Source organism: Microbacterium sp., from assembly GCF_052099035.1.
Taxonomy (GTDB): Bacteria; Actinomycetota; Actinomycetes; order Actinomycetales; family Microbacteriaceae; genus Microbacterium.
Window position 1 is genome coordinate 1 of sequence record NZ_JBQDSX010000037.1, and the last position, 17,527, is coordinate 17,527.

Annotated in this window: 15 protein-coding genes and 1 tRNA gene; 9 read left to right on the forward strand and 7 right to left on the reverse strand. The window is 65.6% G+C overall.

Annotation, left to right across the window (positions count from 1 at the left end; translation table 11 throughout):
• Nucleotides 1–204: 204 nt before the first annotated feature.
• The 6 genes from aceE to ACTIAO_RS11780 all read left to right on the forward strand — a co-directional run bounded on the left by aceE (nt 205) and on the right by ACTIAO_RS11780 (nt 7,824).
• Nucleotides 205–2,931, forward strand: coding sequence for a pyruvate dehydrogenase (acetyl-transferring), homodimeric type (gene aceE / locus ACTIAO_RS11755; protein ID WP_441906413.1), 2,727 nt, complete (start codon nt 205–207; stop codon nt 2,929–2,931).
• Between the two features lie 31 nt (nt 2,932–2,962).
• Complete coding sequence (locus ACTIAO_RS11760) at nt 2,963–4,156, forward strand: PucR family transcriptional regulator (RefSeq protein WP_441906414.1); 1,194 nt, start codon at nt 2,963–2,965, stop codon at nt 4,154–4,156.
• Between the two features lie 92 nt (nt 4,157–4,248).
• Entirely contained in the window at nt 4,249–5,169 is a 921-nt protein-coding gene (locus ACTIAO_RS11765) for an ACP S-malonyltransferase (RefSeq protein ID WP_441906415.1), read from the forward strand.
• Nucleotides 5,166–6,173 (forward strand): beta-ketoacyl-ACP synthase III, encoded by a 1,008-nt coding sequence (locus tag ACTIAO_RS11770; protein WP_441906416.1) that lies wholly within the window; start codon nt 5,166–5,168, stop codon nt 6,171–6,173. Before ACTIAO_RS11765 ends, ACTIAO_RS11770 begins: the two co-directional genes overlap by 4 nt.
• Nucleotides 6,174–6,240: 67 nt before the next feature.
• On the forward strand, nt 6,241–6,489 hold the full coding sequence (locus tag ACTIAO_RS11775; protein WP_441906417.1) for an acyl carrier protein: 249 nt from the start codon (nt 6,241–6,243) through the stop codon (nt 6,487–6,489).
• Nucleotides 6,490–6,588: 99 nt separating this feature from the next.
• Entirely contained in the window at nt 6,589–7,824 is a 1,236-nt protein-coding gene (locus tag ACTIAO_RS11780) for a beta-ketoacyl-[acyl-carrier-protein] synthase family protein (protein ID WP_441906418.1), read from the forward strand.
• Between the two features lie 141 nt (nt 7,825–7,965).
• Here the strand turns inward: ACTIAO_RS11780 and ACTIAO_RS11785 are convergent, their stop codons facing one another.
• Nucleotides 7,966–8,469: a DUF3145 domain-containing protein gene (locus ACTIAO_RS11785; RefSeq protein WP_441906419.1), complete on the reverse strand. Its 504-nt coding sequence runs from the start codon at nt 8,467–8,469 to the stop codon at nt 7,966–7,968.
• A 180-nt stretch (nt 8,470–8,649) separates the two neighbouring features.
• The gene (locus tag ACTIAO_RS11790) at nt 8,650–9,423 is read right to left on the reverse strand and encodes a hypothetical protein (RefSeq protein ID WP_441906420.1); all 774 of its coding nucleotides are present in this window, start codon (nt 9,421–9,423) and stop codon (nt 8,650–8,652) included.
• A 179-nt stretch (nt 9,424–9,602) separates the two neighbouring features.
• Between ACTIAO_RS11790 and ACTIAO_RS11795 the strand changes: the two genes are divergently transcribed.
• Together ACTIAO_RS11795 and ACTIAO_RS11800 are read left to right on the forward strand one after the other, a co-directional pair.
• The gene (locus ACTIAO_RS11795) at nt 9,603–11,600 is read left to right on the forward strand and encodes a DUF262 domain-containing protein (RefSeq protein ID WP_441906421.1); all 1,998 of its coding nucleotides are present in this window, start codon (nt 9,603–9,605) and stop codon (nt 11,598–11,600) included.
• A gap of 17 nt (nt 11,601–11,617) precedes the next feature.
• Nucleotides 11,618–11,860, forward strand: a complete 243-nt coding sequence (locus ACTIAO_RS11800) for a hypothetical protein (RefSeq protein ID WP_441906422.1) — start codon at nt 11,618–11,620, stop codon at nt 11,858–11,860.
• An 11-nt stretch (nt 11,861–11,871) separates the two neighbouring features.
• On the opposite strand, the gene ACTIAO_RS11805 is transcribed toward ACTIAO_RS11800, so the two are convergent.
• Nucleotides 11,872–11,945 (reverse strand) — tRNA-Ile (locus ACTIAO_RS11805).
• Between the two features lie 14 nt (nt 11,946–11,959).
• Nucleotides 11,960–12,499 carry a gamma carbonic anhydrase family protein gene (locus tag ACTIAO_RS11810; protein ID WP_441906423.1) on the reverse strand — a complete coding sequence of 180 codons (540 nt, stop codon included), beginning with the start codon at nt 12,497–12,499 and terminating at the stop codon, nt 11,960–11,962.
• A 141-nt stretch (nt 12,500–12,640) separates the two neighbouring features.
• Between ACTIAO_RS11810 and ACTIAO_RS11815 the strand changes: the two genes are divergently transcribed.
• Entirely contained in the window at nt 12,641–13,126 is a 486-nt protein-coding gene (locus tag ACTIAO_RS11815; protein ID WP_441906424.1) for a Dps family protein, read from the forward strand.
• Nucleotides 13,127–13,188: 62 nt separating this feature from the next.
• Here ACTIAO_RS11815 and ACTIAO_RS11820 read toward each other — a convergent pair whose 3' ends face one another.
• From ACTIAO_RS11820 to ACTIAO_RS11830, 3 genes are all read right to left on the reverse strand, one after another.
• On the reverse strand, nt 13,189–15,306 hold the full coding sequence (locus ACTIAO_RS11820) for an acyltransferase family protein (RefSeq protein ID WP_441906425.1): 2,118 nt from the start codon (nt 15,304–15,306) through the stop codon (nt 13,189–13,191).
• Nucleotides 15,307–15,363: 57 nt separating this feature from the next.
• Nucleotides 15,364–16,770 carry an amidohydrolase gene (locus ACTIAO_RS11825; protein WP_441906438.1) on the reverse strand — a complete coding sequence of 469 codons (1,407 nt, stop codon included), beginning with the start codon at nt 16,768–16,770 and terminating at the stop codon, nt 15,364–15,366.
• Between the two features lie 68 nt (nt 16,771–16,838).
• Nucleotides 16,839–17,504 (reverse strand): FMN-binding negative transcriptional regulator, encoded by a 666-nt coding sequence (locus ACTIAO_RS11830; RefSeq protein WP_441906427.1) that lies wholly within the window; start codon nt 17,502–17,504, stop codon nt 16,839–16,841.
• Between the last annotated feature and the right edge of the window lie 23 nt (nt 17,505–17,527).

The window sequence follows — 17,527 nt, forward strand, 5'->3', positions numbered from 1 at the left end:
CGACGACATCCACGGTGTAAACGTGGCGCTCTACCAGCTGAGCTAAAGGCCCTCGATACCGATCTTATCGGTCCTGCGGATGCGAGACGTAACCGTCGAACACGGCTAGGCTGAGAGAGGCACGCGTTGTGCAGAGCCGACAAGGCTTCCCGCGTCGCTTCCCGTTTCCTTGGCAAGACCTGCCAGCATGACGAAAGGCTCCACGTGACCGTTCACGACCAGGATCCGTACTCCCAGGGTCCCCTCGACAGCGATCCGGACGAGACAGGCGAATGGCAGCAGTCACTTGACGAGCTCGTCGATGTCAAGGGGCCCGGCCGTGGCCGCGAGATCATGCTCAGCATGCTCAAGCGCTCCAAAGAGCTGCACCTGAACGTGCCTATGGTTCCCACCACGGACTACATCAACACCATCGCCTCCGAGAACGAGCCGGAATTCCCCGGTGACGAAGAGCTCGAGCGTCGATACCGCCACTGGATCCGCTGGAATGCTGCGATCACCGTGCACCGGGCGCAGCGCCCCGGCATCGGCGTCGGCGGTCACATCTCCACCTATGCCTCCGCGGCCTCGCTCTACGAAGTCGGACACAACCACTTCTTCCGCGGTCAGGATCACCCCTCCGGCGGAGACCAGATCTTCTACCAGGGACACGCCTCCCCCGGGATGTACGCGCGTGCCTACCTCGAGGGCCGCCTGAGCGAAGACCAGCTCGACGCGTTCCGACAGGAGAAGTCGGGCGCCCCGAACGGCATCCCGTCCTACCCGCACCCGCGCATGATGCCGGAGTTCTGGCAGTTCCCGACCGTGTCGATGGGTCTGGGACCCATCAACGCGATCTACCAGGCCATGTCGAACAAGTACCTCGAGAACCGCGGCATCAAGGATGTCGGCGACTCCCATGTCTGGGCGTTCCTCGGCGATGGTGAGATGGACGAGGTCGAATCGCGCGGACAGCTGCAGGTCGCGGCGAATGAGGGCCTCGACAACCTCACCTTCGTGATCAACTGCAACCTGCAGCGCCTCGACGGACCTGTGCGCGGCAACGGCAAGATCATCCAGGAACTCGAGTCCTACTTCCGCGGTGCCGGCTGGAACGTCATCAAGGTCGTCTGGGGCCGCGAGTGGGACGAGCTTCTCGCCCACGACGACGACGGCGCCCTGCTCAACCTCATGAACGTCACCCCCGACGGTGACTACCAGACCTACAAGGCCGAGAACGGCGCCTTCGTGCGTGAGAACTTCTTCGGTCGCGACGAGCGCACCGCAGCCATGGTCAAGGACTACACCGACGACCAGATCTGGAAGCTGCGCCGCGGTGGCCACGACTACCGCAAGGTCTACGCGGCTTACAAGGCGGCCATGGAGCACAAGGGCCAGCCGACCGTGATCCTCGCCAAGACCGTCAAGGGCTACGGCCTCGGTCCGCACTTCGAGGGGCGCAATGCGACGCACCAGATGAAGAAGATGACGCTGGACGACCTGAAGCTGTTCCGCGACACCATGCAGATTCCGATCACGGACGCTCAGCTCGAAGAGAACCCGTACCAGCCGCCGTACTACCACCCCGGTGCACAGGACGAGACGATCCAGTACATGCTGGACCGCCGCAGCGATCTCGGCGGTTTCCTCCCCGAGCGCCGCAAGACGCATGTCGAGCTCACCCTTCCGGAGGACAAGGACTACGCCTTCCCGAAGAAGGGCTCGGGCAACCAGGAGGTCGCCACGACGATGGCGTTCGTCCGCATGCTCAAGGACCTCATGCGGGTCAAGGGCTTCGGCGAGCGAATCGTCCCGGTCATCCCGGATGAGGCGCGCACGTTCGGCATGGACGCGTACTTCCCCACCGCGAAGATCTACAACCCGAACGGCCAGAACTACACCGCCGTCGACCGCGAGCTCCTCCTGGCGTATAAGGAGAGCCCGCAGGGCCAGATCATGCACGTCGGCATCAACGAGGCCGGCGCGACCGCTGCGTTCACCGCGGCCGGAACGTCGTACTCGACGCACGGCGAGCCGTTGATCCCGATCTACATCTTCTACTCGATGTTCGGCTACCAGCGCACCGGCGACGCCTTCTGGGCTGCCGGAGACCAGATGGCGCGCGGCTTCGTCATCGGTGCGACAGCCGGCCGTACGACGCTGACCGGTGAGGGAACCCAGCACGCGGACGGCCACTCGCCGCTTCTCGCGTCGACGAACCCTGCGACGATGTCCTACGACCCGGCCTACGGCTATGAGGTCGCTCACATCGTGCAAGCCGGCATCGAGCAGATGTATGGCGGATCGCACCCGAACCCCGACGTCATGTACTACCTGACGGTCTACAACGAGCCGCTCAAGCAGCCAGCCGAGCCGGAGAACGTCGATGTCGAGGGCATCCTCAAGGGCCTGCACCGCGTGTCCGAGGGCACCGGCGACGGACCGCGCGTACAGCTGCTCGCCTCGGGCGTCGGCGTGCCGTGGGCGATCGAGGCCCAGGAGCTGCTGGCGAACGACTGGGGCATCGCCTCCGACGTCTGGTCGGTCACCAGCTGGAACGAGCTGCGCCGCGACGGCCTCGCCGCCGACGAGCACAACTTCCTCCACCCGGAGGAAGAGCCCAAGGTCCCGTACCTGACGCAGAAGCTCCAGGGTGCTGAAGGCCCGTTCATCGCGACCAGCGATTTCATGCACGCTGTTCAGGATCAGATCCGCCAGTGGGTCCCGGGCGACTACTACACGCTCGGTGCAGATGGGTTCGGCTTCGCGGACACGCGTGCCGCGGCTCGTCGTTTCTTCAAGATCGATGGTCCGTCCATGGTCGTGCGTGCGCTTCAGGGGCTCGCTGACCAGGGCAAACTCGAGCGCTCGGTGATCGCCGAGGCGATCGCGAAGTACGACCTGCACAACGTCAACGCGGGCGCGAGCGGAAACGCTGGCGGCGAGAGCTGAGCCGCAGGTGACCACATCGTCTCCTGCGTCGATGGACAAAGCCACGACGCTCGCCTGGCTCCGCCGTATCTCGGGTGATCTCGCGACCGCGACGATCCAGCGACTCGACGAGACGCTCCCCTGGTACGCCGACATGCCACCGGCCCGCCGCTCTGCGGTCGGGCTGGTGGCACAGGCGGGCATCTCGTCCTTCATCCAGTGGTTCGATGATCCGACCTCCACACCGTGGATCGCGGCCGACATCTTCGCCACTGCTCCGCGCGAGCTGCTCCGCAGCGTCAGCCTCACGCAGACACTCCAGCTCATCCGCGTCACCGTGGAGATCACGGAGGAGCGCATCGCCGGCAAGGGCGAGATGCTGCGCGAGGCGATCCTGCTGTACTCGCGTGAAGTGGCCTTCGCCGCGGCAGACGTCTATGCCCGTGCAGCGGAAGCGCGTGGGCTGTGGGATGCCAGGCTCGAAGCGCTCGTGGTGGACTCCATCCTCACCGGTGAAGCCGATGAAGAGCTGCCCAGCCGCATCGCAGCCCTCGGCTGGCATGGGCATGGCGAAGTCTGCGTCCTCGTCGGCACCACTCCCCCGCAATTCGATGTGGATCACGTTCGACGCACGGCCCGCAAGCTGTCCGTCGATGTACTCATCGGCGTGCAGGGGTCGCGTCTCGTCCTCGTCCTCGGTCGTGCTCACGCCCCAGGACGTGAAGAAGAAGGCGACGATCTGGCCTTCGAAGAGATCGCCACACGACTCGAGCCCTTCTTCGGCCCCGGCTACGTCGTGCTCGGCCCGCCGGTGGTGGCGCTCGTCGATGCCGGTCAAAGCGCACGTGCGGCCCTGGCGGGCTTCGCCGTGGCGCGCGCCTGGCGCACGGCTCCCCGCCCTGTCGAAGCGGATGATCTGCTCCCGGAGCGCGCGCTTGCCGGTGACCCACTGGCCAAACAGACCCTCATCGATCGGATCTACCGTCCACTGCAGGCGCACTCGACGGATCTGGTCACGACTCTGTGGAGCTATCTCGACAACGGTCGCTCTCTCGAGGCGACCGCACGCGAACTCTTCGTCCACCCGAACACGGTCCGCTACCGCCTCAAGCGCGTCAGCGAAGTGATCGGCTGGGATGCTACTGGTCCGCGCGAAGCGTTGATTCTGCAGACTGCGCTGATCCTCGGCTCGATCGGCACCGCAGAGACCGTCCGCCGTCGTCCGGCAGCACGGCGCTCACGATAGCCGCACGGATCTGTACGCCACGCACAAACGATTTCAGGAATCTTGTGAGGGTACATCCAGCGTTACGGGTAGATCATTGGCAGACTAGACAGGTGATTGTCGTCGCTTGCCCGGGACAGGGCTCCCAGACCCCCGGCTTCCTCGCCCCGTGGCTCGAACTCGACGGTGTGGCGGACAGCCTCGCCCGTTATTCCGAAGCCGCAGAGGTCGACCTCATCGCGCACGGCACCGAATCTGATGCCGACACGATCCGTGACACGCGCATCGCGCAGCCGCTGATCGTGGCCGCATCCCTCATCTCCGCGAAAGCGCTGATGATGCGAGCCGAGGCGTTTCCCGGTGGCATTGCCGGCCACTCGGTCGGCGAATTCGCCGCCCTCGTCGGGAGCGGCGTCATCTCGGATGAGGACACGATGCGCCTGGTCGGCATCCGCGGGCGCGCGATGGCGGATGCCGCGTCCCAGACCCCCACCGGTATGAGCGCGGTCATCGGCGGCGACGAGCAGGCCGTCCTCGAGCGGCTCGCCGAACTCGACCTGACTCCTGCGAACTACAACGGCGGCGGCCAGATCGTCGCGGCAGGCGCCCTGCCCGCCCTGGCGGCTCTCGCCGAAGCGCCGGTCAAGGGCACGCGGGTGATCGCGCTGCAGGTCGCCGGAGCGTTCCACACTTCGTACATGGCAGCCGCGGTCGACGCCCTCCGCACGGCCACTGCGGATCTGACCGCGAACGATCCGCACACCACCCTCTGGACCAACAGGGACGGATCCATCGTCTCCTCAGGTGCGCAGGCGCTGGAGCTGATCGTGAACCAGGTGTCGTCGCCGGTGCGCTGGGATCTGTGCATGAGCTCGTTCGCCGACGCCGGCATCACCGGACTGATCGAAGTGTCCCCCGCTGGCGCCCTCACGGGCCTGGCCAAACGAGGACTGCGCGGTACGCCAGTCGTCGCTGTGAAGACCCCTGACGACCTCGACGCAGCGGCTGAGCTGCTGAACGGAGCAGCCGCATGACCGCCGTCCTGAAGCAGAGCACCGGCCCGCAGTACACCCGCATCCTCGCGTACGGCGCCGCTCGCGGTGAGAATGCTGTGCCGAACGAAGACCTCATCGGCCCGATCGACTCCAGCGACGAGTGGATCCGCCAGCGCACCGGCATCATCACCCGCACGCGGGCGAACAAGGAGACCAGCGCGGTCGACCTCGCGGCCATCGCAGGGGCCGAAGCGATCGAGAAGTCCGGCATTGCGGCATCCGAGATCGATCTCGTAATCGTGGCGACCATCAGCAACGCGCGCCAGACGCCGTCGGCTGCTGCTGTCGTCGCCGACCGCATCGGCGCCAATCCGGCTGCTGCGTACGATTCCAATGCAGCCTGCGCCGGGTACGCATACGCGATCGCCCAGGCCGATGCGCTCATCCGTGCGGGCTCCGCCCACTACGCGCTCGTCATCGGCAGCGAGAAGCTGTCCGAAGTCGTCGACCCCACAGACCGCAGCATCTCGTTCCTGCTCGGCGACGGCGCAGGAGCCGCGCTGATCGGTCCGAGCGAAACTCCCGCGATTGCCCCCGTCGTCTGGGGCTCGGACGGTTCCAAGGCAGACGTCGTGTCGATGAACCACACCCTCGTCGAGTACCGCGATGGAAACGGCGACGTGCCGTGGCCGACGCTGCGACAGGAGGGCCCTGCTGTCTTCCGCTGGGCTGTCTGGGAGATGGCGAAGGTCGCACGTCAGGCTCTCGACGCCGCCGGGATCGAGGCAGCAGATCTCGCGGCATTCATCCCGCACCAGGCGAACATGCGCATCATCGACGAGTTCGCCAAGCAGTTGAAGCTACCTGAGACCACGGTGATCGCCCGTGACATCGAGACCACCGGCAATACTTCGGCCGCGTCGATCCCGCTCGCAAGCCACCGGCTCTTGCAGGAGCATCCTGAACTCTCGGGTGGGCTCGCCCTGCAGATCGGCTTCGGCGCCGGCCTCGTCTTCGCCGCCCAGGTCGTCGTTCTCCCCTGAACCCGCATGCCGTTCCCTAGAATGGGCAACGGTTCCGAACACAACCCGCAAGAAAGAGGAAAACCACATGGCTTTCACCAACGATGAGGTCCTCGCCGGCCTCGCCGAGCTCGTCACCGATGAGACCGGCATTGACAGCTCCGAGGTCGCCCTCGAGAAGTCGTTCACCGACGACCTCGACATCGACTCGATCTCGATGATGACGATCGTCGTCAACGCCGAGGAGAAGTTCGGCGTCACCATCCCCGACGACGAGGTCAAGAACCTCAAGACCGTCGGCGATGCCGTGAACTTCATCGTCACCGCTCAGGCCTGATACGAGACGGATGCCACCCCCGTTCGACGGGGCGTGGCATCCTCTGCCTTCCCGCACTCGAGATTCCACCGATTCTCATTCGACAAGGAACCACACCCCATGACCAAGCGCATCGTCGTCACCGGGATCGGCGCCACCTCCGCGATCGGCGGCACGGCTCCCGATAACTGGACCAACCTGCTGGCAGGGATGTCGGGAGGCCGCACCCTCGAGCACGATTGGGTCGCGGAGCTCGAGCTGCCCGTCACCTTCGCTGCCGAAGCGATCGTCCGCCCCGAAGAGGTCCTGGCGCGCCCCATCGCCAAGCGCCTCGACCCGTCGTCGCAGTTCGCATTGATCGCCGCGATGGAAGCGTGGGCCGACGCGGGTGAGCCCGATGTCGATCCTGAGCGTCTCGGCGTGGACTTCGCCACCGGAATCGGTGGCGTCTGGACTCTGCTGGACGCATGGGACACCCTCCGCGAGAAGGGTCCGCGTCGTGTCATGCCGATGACGGTGCCGATGCTCATGCCGAACTCCGCAGCCGGCAATCTCTCGCTCCACTTCACCGCACGAGCCTTCGCCCGCACGGTAGCCTCGGCCTGCGCGTCGAGCACGGAGTCGCTCGTCAATGCTTACGAGCACCTGCAGGCCGGTCTCGCCGATGTCGTCATCGCCGGAGGCACCGAGTCCGCCATCCACCCGATCACGATCGCGTCGTTCGCCTCGATGCAGGCGCTCTCCCGCCGCAACGATGACCCCGCAACGGCATCCCGACCGTATTCGGAAGACCGTGACGGCTTCGTCATGGGTGAGGGAGCTGCCGTGCTCATCCTCGAGACAGAGGAGCACGCGAAAGCGCGCGGCGCGAAGATCTATGCCGAGCTCGTCGGTGGCGGGGTCACTGCCGATGCGTACCACATCACCGCCAACGCGCCAGAAGGTGCCGAGCGAGCTGTCAGGCTGGCGCTGGAGGCAGCCGGACGCACACCGGATGAGATCACGCATGTGAACGCCCACGCCACGTCCACTCCTGTTGGCGACCCCAACGAGTACACGGCGCTGCACAATGTGATCGGCGATCGCGTGCACGAGATCCCCGTGTCTGCGACCAAGGCATCCACCGGGCACCTGCTGGGCGGCACGGGCGCTCTCGAAGCGATGTTCACGGTGCTCGCGATCCGGGATCGCATCGCTCCGCCGACGATCAACATCAGCACGCAGGACCCCGCTATCCCTCTGCTCGTCTCCGGTGAGGCGCAGCCTCTGGGCGATGGTCCGCAGCTCGCGATCAGCAACTCGTTCGGTTTCGGCGGCCACAACGCCGTCGCCGCATTTACGTCGTACGACGACTGACGCGTCGACAATCTGCATGACGAAGGCCTCGTCTCCGACTAATCGGAGCGAGGCCTTCGTCGTGTGGGACGTGGAATTCGCTTTCTCAGCTGCCGGGTTTGACCACCGGCTTCCGATACTGACGCCTTCGCACGTCCCGGGCTAACCCACCTTGTGGAGCCAGACGACACTCGAATCGTCGCTGGCGTGGCGGAACGGCTCGAGCTCCTCATCCCAGGTGGAACCGAGTGCGACGTCGAGCTCGCGCTGCAGCTCGATGACGTTTCCTGCGGCGATCTCCATCGCATAGCGGACGCGGTCTTCGCCGATGACGATGTTTCCCGCGGCATCCGTCTGCGCGTAGTGGATGCCGAGGTCTGGCGTGTGCAGCCAGCGGCCGCCGTCGCTGCGAGGTGTCGGGTCTTCGGTGACTTCGAAGCGCAGATGCTCCCAGCCTCGGATGGCGGTCGCGAGTGCAGCGCCCGTACCCACCGGACCGTCCCAGTAGAACTCGGCCCGGCGAGAACCCTCAAGCACGGGCTGGTCGGCCCAGTCGAAGTTCACTGCGCGACCGATAGCGCGTCCTACCGCCCATTCCAGGTGCGGGCAGAGCGCGCGAGGTGCAGAGTGGATGTACACCACTCCGCGTGCGTAAGCCGTCGCCATGATCTCTCCGTTTCATCAGGTGCGTCTTCCCCTACGACCTGTTCCACGAGAGTGGCGTTTCTATGCGGTTATATGGCGATTATCGCCCACTCCGTGCGAAATCACAAGCGTGTCATTCGAGCGGAAGGACCCCGGCCGAAGCCGGGGTCCTTCTGTACGGTCCCTGAGCCTGTCGAAGGGTCAGGCCTCGCTCATGGCGATCTTGGCCTGCTGACCCTTGGCTGCGTAATACGCAGCACGTGCGGCATCCTTGCGTGCCTGCTCGGCATATCCTGCCTCGAGGACGTCCTGCGCAACTTCGTAGTTCTCGACCTGGTCGGTGCCGTGGTACTTCTCGATATAGGCATCGAGCTCAGGGCCCGACGTCCACGACGTGATGAGGTTGTAGCGCGGCTCGGAGCCGGTGTGGGTCGCAGCGTGCCAGAGACGCTGCGTGTCGACGATGAGCTGCGCTCCGGCCGGAAGTGCGATGCGCACCTCACCCGCCGGGTCCGTGCGGTTCTCACGCAGGACGAAGAAGCTGTCCTTGTCGTCGGTGAGGTTGAAGAACCCGCGAACGACCCAGCCCGTGCCGTCCGGGTTCAGGCGGTTGTTGTCATCCTGGTGCAGGTTGTAGAGGCATTCTCCGTACGGGGTCGGCTGCAGCTCGATGACGCGGCAGCGGCCGACGTTCGCGCCGGGCTCCTGCGCGCGACGCGTGAGGATCGGCGCCTTGGCGGTCTGCGAGTCGATCCAGACGCCATCCTTGTCCGTGCGCGGTGGCTTGTGGTTCCAGAAGCCGTTGCACTCGATGTCGCCGAAGGCGCTGGCGAGCGGAGCGAAACGCGTATCGCCCGACGACTTCCAGTCGTTGTACTCGATGTCCAGCCATTCCTTGGGGTCGAGCGCCTGGTTGTAGCTGTCGAGGACGACGTATCCCTTTTCCTCGAGAGCAGCGGATTTGATGTATGCCATGATCTGAGCCAGATCCTTTCATCGGGGGCCAGCACGTTTTAACAGGCCCTGATAAGGCAAGCCTAACAGCGGCCCCCGTGCTGCCCGGGGGACCCGACCGTGAAAATGTCGTGGCGACTAGACTCGTTCACGGCGGGTCGTCTGGTGCCGCCGATGCGTGAGGAGCAGAAGCGAACACCATGGCAACCGCCACAAATGTCGAAGCGAACGCCGTCAACACCATCGAGTGGCTGTCCGCTCCCGGTACCGCGATCGTCGTCCCGGTGTATCAGCGCCAGTACCGGTGGGACATCGGCGGGTGTGAACGCCTACTCGCTGACATCCGCGCCGTCGCGGGAGAAGACGAAACACATCGTCACTTCATCGGGTCGATCCTTTCGGCCCAGGACTCCTCCGAGGTCGATCTGATCCTCATCGACGGCCAGCAGCGCATCACCACGATCATGCTTCTGGTCGCCGCCCTGCACCACGCCATCCAGAGCACTGACGCCGCCCTGGCCGCCGAACTCGAGCGCGTGCTCATTCGCAGCGATGACCCCTCGCGCACGAAGCTGCGCCCGCACGATGCCTGGGCGCTCCTGTACGAATCGGTCGTGCTGGATCGCCGTGGAGATGTCGAGCGCGAGTCCCGCTTCGACGACAACTACGCGTTCTTCCGCAGCCAGGTGCATGCCGATGAGGTATCCGACATCTGGCGCGGTCTGCAGCGGCTCGAGCACGTCTCGATCACTCTGGGGCCCTCCGCCAATGCGCAGCAGATCTTCGAAAGCCTAAACTCCACCGGCGAGCCGCTGCGCGATCACGAGCTGATCCACAACTACATCCTCATGGGCCTCACGCACGCCGAGCAGCTCGACGTCGAGGAGCGCTTCTGGCTCCCGATCGAGCGTCGTACCGGTGAGATGATCGGTGCCTTCTGGCGTCACTACCTGGTGATGACCACGGGTCGCGAGGTGACTGCGGACGGCGAGCACGGCGTGTACGCGGCCTTCCGGCGCTCGTTCCCGAGCATGGACGTCGCGCATCTGCAGGCGGATGCGGAGATCTGGCGTCACTACGCCGAGATCTACGGCATCCTGCTCGACCCCGCGCTCGAAACGGATGCCGAGATCCGTCAGCACCTGGAGTACCTGAACACCTTCGGTCGCGCCACGTACCCGCTCACGATGAGTGCGTACAGCGACCATGCACGCGGGGTCATCTCGCACAGCGAACTGATCGAGACGCTGGAGTGGACGCAGACCCTCTATCTGCGCCGCGCACTCGTCGGGCTTCCCACTGAGCGGCTGATCGCGCGTCTGTGCCGGGCGCGCGCCGACGGACGGGAGTCGCTGATGCGCGCGTTCGCCCGCATCACTCCCTCAGACGAGCGTGTCAGTGCCGTTCTGAAATATGTCGAGCTGCCGCATGCGGCGTATGTTCTGGGACGGCTCGAAGGCGCCGAGCACCCCACCGAGTACGACCTCGAGCACATCGTGCCTCTCATGCCCGGTGAGGCATGGTCGGGCGACGGAGCACGCACCTGGCGCGACTACTCCGAGGACGAACAGAACAGCCACCGCGCGCTCGCGCCCACGCTGGGGAACCTCACCCTGCTCGAACCAGCACTCACCGAGCGCGTCTTCGGTGCGTCTTTCGCAGACAAGAAGACGGATGCCTACGCCCGCAGCGCGGTCGCTGAGACCCGCGCGTTGAGCGAAGCGTCCCGCTGGGACACCGCAGCGATCACCGCCCGCACCGTTCGGCTCGCAGCATCCCTGCTTCGGATCTGGGCCCGACCCGATTTCCCAGAGATCGACGACGACGGACTCACGCCCGTGATGGATGCCGTCCGCCGCCGCGGCTGGCCCGCTGGTTGGGATCGTGAGTTCGACTACGTCGAATACCGCGGCGAGCACTGGGAGGTCAAAGACGTCCGTGCTCTGTTCAACCGGGTGTTCCGCCGGGCATGGACGGACGACCGACCCGCCGCCCTCGCATACAGTGCCGCCCATGGCGGTCCGCTCTACGCCGAGATGGCGTGGAAGGGCCAGTGGGACGCTCTGGACGCGGAGAGTTTCCTCTACATGGGTTGGGATTCGAATTATATGATGAACGCTGTGCAGGGAGTTCTTGCCGAATCCGGTATCTCTGCCGAGGTATTTGTGAAGTACTCGTATATCGGGAATGTGATGTGATGCGACAGGATGCCCCTGTGGATCTGAGCTTTGAGGAGATCGCCCTCGGCTGGGAAGACGACGCCGCGATCGAGTGCGAGTGCGATCACGGCGACGAAGAGGCCTATGCCGCCTGCGGCCGCCGCGCGAAGTGGCGAGTGACGATCGATTGCACGTGCGGTGAGGACCATCCGCGCACGGTCGAGCTGCTGTGCACCAAGTGCCTGCGCACGGCGCGCAAGGACCTCGGCAACGAGGCCATCACCGCTCGCCCGCTGTAGCGGAGCATCAGTAGGGCGGGTGGGACTTGAACCCACGATCGTCGGGTTATGAGCCCGCTGCCTTGACCAGCTTGGCCACCGCCCCGTATCGAAACCACTCTATCCGAGCGGCACGGCCTGTTCGTGCGTCTGCAGGTGCCCGCGGTAGATTTCGGCGTTGCGGACGAGGTCGGCGCGCTCGTCGTCGCTGAGCGCGCGCCGCACCTTCGCGGGGACGCCTGCCACGAGGGAGCCATCGGGAATCTCGGTTCCGCCGAGGATCACCGCACCGCCGGCGATGAGGCATCCGCGCCCGATCACTGCGCCGCTCAGGATCACCGAGCCCATTCCCACGAGCGAGCCGTCCCCGATCGTGCAGCCGTGCACCACCGCGTTGTGTCCGATCGACACGTTCGCGCCGATGATGACGCCGTGTCCGCTGTCGACGTGAACCGATACGTTGTCCTGCACGTTGCTGCCCCGCCCGAGAACGATCGCGTCCGAGTCACCGCGGAGAACCGCGTTGTACCAGACGCTGGATCCTGCCTCCAGCGTGACGTCTCCGATGATGCGCGCGCCATCGGCGACGAACGCGTCACCGGCGATGCTCGGAGTCTTATCTGCAAGGGCGAGAACGGATGCTGACGACGAGATGCTCATGAGGTGAGACTACCCTGACTTCCGCATGGTTCCGCGGAAAATCAGTCCGATAAGCCGAGCCTCAGCTTACTTGCGGAATGTTCGTGGCTGAGTAGCGTTGTACTCGACAGGTACCGAACCCGCCGTTCTGGAGGAAGAAAAATGAGCAAGTCGCAGACCGTTTCCACCACCGCGAGCGATCCGACGGTTGCAGCGGCGACCGCACAGTTCCTCTCCCCTGTCGTCCTCGGGCTCCAGGCCCTGACTATCAGCGGCAAGCAGGCGCACTGGCACGTCCGCGGCGCCAACTTCGTCGGAGTGCACGAGCTGTTCGACTCGATCGTCGCCAACGCCGGTGGTTTCGCCGACACGGCTGCCGAGCGCATCGTCGCTCTGGGCCTTCCTGTCGACGCGCGTGTGAAGACCGTCGCCGAAAAGGGGGCAGGATCCGATGTTCCCGCAGGGTTCGCTCAGTCGAGCGATCTGATCCGCAACATCATCGCCGACATCGACGCGATCCTCGTCGACACCAAGACCGCAATCGACGGCCTTGACGAGGTCGACCTCACCAGTCAGGACGTCGCGATCGAGATCATGCGCGGCCTCGAGAAGGACCGCTGGTTCCTCCTCGCGCACATCGCCGAGTAAGCAACTGCCAGAGCGAAGGCCACCGGGAAGCATCCCGGTGGCCTTCGTCGTGTTCACATTGCTCAGCCGACTCCGTCTGCGATAGCTGCTTCCAGCGCTGCGGTGAACTGCGGCGTGAGCGTATTGGCGAAAGTGACCGTCAGATGATCCTGGTCGCGGTAGATGTTCGCACCGCCCACCACAGGGAAGCAGGTCTCGTCGTCGCAGTACACATCGGTGAAGTCCAGAAGCGTGACGCCGGCGGCACCCTCAGCGGCATCCCGAATCGGGTCGTTCGCGGGCAGCCGTTCGGCACGCGGGCTCGAGCACTCGGACGCGTCGCGGGAGCGCAGGCACTTGTTCGGGTCCGTCTCCCACCCGGGGTTGTCGACGATGGTGACCACGGGGATGCCGCGGTCGGTCATGGTCGACCAGGCCTGGCGGTATCCGGCGACGGCTCCGTCGAAGGACGAGTCGTAGCCAGCTGACGAGTACGGCGTGTTCGAGATCGCCGAGGTGAAGACAACGTCGAACTCGCTGGCCGCCAGCTCCGCGTCGATACCTTCGCGCCAGTCGGTGCAGGCCGCGCCGAAGGACCCGGCGGTGGCCAGCGGAGTGGTGTTCCACGGACAGGCACCCTTGAAGTACGTGGTGAGGTGCCAGCCCTCGCGGTCCGCGATCGCCTGGAACGTCCCCAGCAGTTGGTAGGCATGGCTGTCGCCCACCAGCGCCACCCGAGGTGCATCCGGGTCGTCGGAGCCGAACTCGCAGGACACCGGACGGGAATCGTTCAGCTGTATGAAGCACTGCGGCTCATCGGGACTGTCCGCACCGGCAAAGCCCGGTGCCGGCAGGATCGTGTCGGGCCCCTCCCCGGCACATGACTCATCGAGGATGCTCGCCGCACCGAAGCACACCGGCGGATTCTCGCGCACGTCCTGAATCGCCTGAACACCCTGCTGGTATGCCGGGGCGTTCGCAGCCCAGCCTCCTGCAGCGACAGCCGCGACGAGCGCCATTGCCCCCAGAGACGCCCAGAGAGTGACTCGTGGGCGCCGCGAGGTGAGCGGCTTCCATGAGCGCATCGGGTCTTCGATGAAGCGTTTGGTGAGCCACGCGAGCACGAAGCAGATGCACAGCAGCGCCACGCGGTGGTAGATGGTCAGGCCCCAGAACGGTACGGAGGGCGCGATGACGATCAAGGGCCAGTGCCACAGGTACAGGCTGTACGAGATGTCGCCGGTGAACCGCATCGGACGGATGGCCAGGAGACGCGTCGGGTACCACCAGCGCTCGGTATTGGATGCCGCGATGACGGCCGCCGCACCCAACGTCGGCAGCAGTGCCATGTAGCCCGGGAACACCGTCTGACCGTCGAAGGTGAACGCGGTGTAGAGCAGGGCGAGGACGCCAGCCCAGCCGAGCACGAAGCTCAGCACCGCATTGTTCACGCGCAATCGCGGAACCAGGGCGAGGAGTGCTCCGACACCGAACTGCCAGATGCGCCCCAGAGTGACGAAGTAGGCCGGTGCAGGATCGGTCATGGTGAAGATGACGCAGAAGATGAATGAGGCGACCGACACGACGCCGATGGCGATCGCCGCCGCCCGAAGACGCGAGCCGCGGAAGAATTTCACCGAGATCCAGGCCGCCAGCAGCATGATCAGCGGCCAGATGACGTAGAACTGCTCCTCGAGAGACAGCGACCAGTAGTGCTGGACGGTCGTCGGGTCGCCCGAAAGAGCGAGGTAGTCGGCGGAGTTGAATGCGAGGTACCAGTTCTCGACATAGAACGTGGATGCCACGATCTCGCGCACCTCGGCCGGCATCGCCGAGGTCGGTGTCAGGAAGGGCAGGGCCGCCACGATCGCGCAGAACAGCAGGACCAGCAGCGATGCCGGTAGCAGCCGTCGTGCCCGTCGCGCCCAGAACTGACCGAGGTCCACGCGGCCGGATGTGGCGAGCTCGCGTGCCAGATGCGCCGTGATCAGGAACCCGGAGATCACGAAGAAGATGTCAACGCCGACGTACCCGCCGCTGAGGCGCCCCGGCCAGAAGTGGTAGAGCACGACGAAGAGCACGGCGATCGCGCGCAGCCCCTGTACGTGCGGAATGAACCGGCTGGGCGCTGCATGCTCCGGGGATCGTTCGCGGCGACGCTGCGCGCGCGAGAGCGAGGGAGGCGGTGGGGCGGATGTCACCATATGACGGTACCGGCTGCGTACGAGAACCCGTGAACCCACACCGGTCCGATGTCGCTACGACACGTGCGTGACGCGACCGCCGAGCAGTGTGGCGACCACCGGCATCCGCCGCAGCGTCGCCTGCGAAGCGGTGCGTGGGTCAGCACCGCAGAGAACGAGATCCGCTCGATCCCCCGGCCGCACGGCGCTGCGGACGCTCGCAGCGAGTGCCTCGTCGAGGCTCAGTCGCTCTTCGGGATGCCAGGGAGCTTGCTCATCATCCGTGCGGTACACCGCTGCGGCGATCGCCTGCCACGGATCGAGCGGTGCCACCGGGGCGTCCGACCCGAGCCGCAATGCAACACCCGCACGCAGGAGCGTCGCCATCGGGTAACCGAGTGCCGTCTGCTGCGACCAGTACCCCTCGACGAGGTCGCGATCGTCCAGTGCGTGCTGCGGCTGGATGCTCGCCGCCAGCCCCAATCGCTCGATGCGGGCGATGTCGGCATGCCGGATCAGCTGTGCATGCTCGATCGTTCCGGTCGCCCCTGTCACGGTGACCGCGTCGAGCGCGGATGACACCGCGCGGTCGCCGATCGCGTGGATAGCAGCGGCGAATCCGGATCCGGTCGCCTCGGTGAGCAACTCGATGAGGTCGGCCGGAGATACATTGAGCACACCATGATCGGCGTCGTCGTCGGGATACGGATGGGTGCATGCCGCGGTGCGAGTTCCGAGCGAGCCGTCGGTGATCACCTTCAGCGGCCCAACGTGGACGAGTCCGTCGCCGCCCGCAAGCGGGTCGCCGGTGCGCAGGCCGGCTGCGATGGCGCGCGTCAGGTCAGCCGGGTACACGGCGAACTCGACCCGCTGCGCACGGAATCCAGCATCCACGCGTCTGGACCACGCGTCGATGTTCCACGCCATGTCGAAGTCGACGATCCCGGTGACACCGCGCGCGGCGGCAGCCCTGCCCGCCTCGTCGACGGCGCGGTCCCCGTGCAGGGGCTCGACCGCATTGAGTCGCTTCGAGATCTCGAACGCATCCTCTTCGCGGAGCATCCCGTCCGGTGATGAGAATCCCTCCCGGCGCAGCGCCGCGGAGTTGAGCCAGACGCTGTGGACATCGGCATTGATGAGGTAGGTGGGGACGAGACCCGTGGCGGCATCGAGAACCTCGAGTGAGGGATCATCGGCCCAGAGCGCGTCGCGGAATCCGGCCCCAACGCGGCGTCCATCGGTCAGCGGCGCGGCGGTCGACATGTACCCGGCGGCCTCCGATGCCGATGCGGTGTCCTGGAGCGGAACGCGCTCGACGGCCAGCGCCCACGGCAGCGTGTGCACATGACTGTCCCAGAGTCCCGGCACCAGCCAGGCTCCCTGCGCATCGATCGACTCGCCGCGCACCGGCAGAGCGCCAACGGGTGAGATGTCGATGATCCGGCCATCGCTGATGTGCACGTCGACGGGGTCGTCATCCATCAGGTGCTCGCGCCCGGGACCTGCGATCCGCGTCTGTCGAATCACCGACACATTCTCGTCGACCGATGTCACGATCGCTGTGCCCCGGCTTCTCGCGCCGCCACCCGCGCGTCGTGCGCGCGCTGCATCTCGACCACGAGCGCGGGATTCGGGTACGCGTCGTCACGGGAGAGTTCGAGGATCACGTTCTCGATGACATCGTCCGTCTTGTTCTGGCTGAGCTTGCGCTTCGCGAACACCCGCGTCGGGGTGAGCCGGAATCCGATGGTTCCCGATTCGAGGCGGGAGATGAACGCTTCATCGTTCGGCTGCGTCCACATGCCGCGCGGCGAAGGGAATCGGCTCTCGAAGTGCTCGACGAGGTCTTCGAGCACACGGAGATTCGTCGAGGTGTCCAGGATCTCGGGGATTCCGGAGAGGTGCACCGCCACATAGTTCCACGTCGGGACGGCTGGAACGTCGCCGTACCAGCCCGGGGAGATGTACCCGTGCGGCCCCTGGAAGATCATCAGGAGTTCTTGATCACCCTGTCCCAGCCCGAGCACGAGGTCGTCAGGACGACCGACGTGGCCCACGACCGTGAGATCGTCGCGCTCGGGATCGAGCAGAATCGGATAGTGCGAAGCGGTCATGCCATCGGCATCCCGCCCAACGAGCGTCGCCCACGGATTCGATGCGATCACGCGGCGCAGCTCGGCGACATCGGTCATCGCGAAACTCGGGTTCTGGCGCATGCGTCCAGCCTACGACCGAGAAC